At 67.8% G+C, this 1,159-nt stretch carries 1 protein-coding gene; it reads right to left on the bottom strand.

Going from position 1 to position 1,159, the window contains the following annotated elements; all coding sequences use genetic code 11:
• Positions 1-106: 106 nt before the first annotated feature.
• Entirely contained in the window at positions 107-919 is an 813-nt protein-coding gene (locus LQV45_RS34295) for an SDR family oxidoreductase (protein WP_230012330.1), read from the bottom strand.
• Between the last annotated feature and the right edge of the window lie 240 nt (positions 920-1,159).

The raw sequence follows: 1,159 nt of genomic DNA, 5'->3' as shown, positions 1-1,159 counted from the left end.
ATTCGAACTCCTGACCTCTTCGATGCGAACGAAGCGCTCTACCAACTGAGCTATAGCCCCGAAGCAACGCCGGTCCTGACGGAACGGCGTTGCCGGTGTCCCTAGGCTACAAACTATCTGCGCTGTTTTCCAGCCAGCCCCGGAAAGTCTCGGTGCCGTGTCGCGCCTCCGGCACCAGGTTCAACCCCTCGCGCAGGTAGCGGCCCATCGTGCCGGGCAGTGGGAAGCGCACGAGTTGACCCTTTGCGCGGGTGGCCCGCTGCCATTCCCGGGCAAAGTCGACCATGTCTTTGGATTCGGGGCCGCCGAGGTTCAGTACCCGGTGCCGCGGGCCCGCGGCTGGAACGGGCGCCGGTTCAAGGGCGGTCTCCAGCAGAACCGCGGCTGCGTCGGCCGGCGATACCGGCTGGAACCGGGCACCTCTGACCACGGGGATGATCCGCAGCTTTGAGCCGGCGTCGAACATCATCGCGAGCAACGAGTGGAACTGGGTGGCCCGGACCACCACGGTCTCGAGTCCGGACAGCTCGTAGGCGTGTTCTTTGGCAGCTTTCGATCGGTAGAAGGAGGAGTTGCTGCGATCGCAGTTCACGATGGACAGCATGACGGCCCTGGCCGTTCCCGCGTCCTGTGCAGCGGCCAGAAGCCGCGCACCGCCGTCGGCGAAGTTCTTGCGCGCCTTCCCGGCGCGCCCTTCCAGGCAATCGATCACGACGTCGGCGCCGGCCAGGGCGGCCGCTATTCCCTCTCCCGTCGTGACGTCCGAGCGGAAGTACTCCGCGCCCGGGATGTTGCCGGCGGCGCCGGCCCCCGGCGGGTTGCGGCTGAGGACGGCCACGGCGTGCCCGGCGTCGACGGCCAGGCGCACCACTACTCGGCCCACTTGCCCGGTTCCACCGGCAACGCAGATCCTTGTCATGACCCGAGGCTACCGCAGCGAAGCCCGCCGGCGACGCTGCGGGGACATGAAAAACCCCGGGCCGCCATCGCTGGCTGCCCGGGGTAATCTCCGGAAGGACGGGGCGGATCAGGCGCGGCGCCGCTGGAGGACATCATCCAGGTTGCTCAAGGCGCTCTGGGCCTTGCTGAGCTGCTTAGTCTCAGAATCGTCGGCGGTCTGCGGATCGGACGCTGCCGGTCGCGCCGAGGCCTGCTTGAG

This window comes from Microbacterium sp. Bi128 (assembly GCF_918698205.1).
Note: the sequence above shows the minus strand (reverse complement) of the source record. Positions and strands in the feature narration are given on the sequence as shown.

Coding starts and splice junctions, on each gene's coding strand:
- LQV45_RS34295 (WP_230012330.1), bottom strand. CDS start 919: ATGACAAGGATCTGCGTTGCCGGTGGAACCGGGCAAGTGGGCCGAGTA.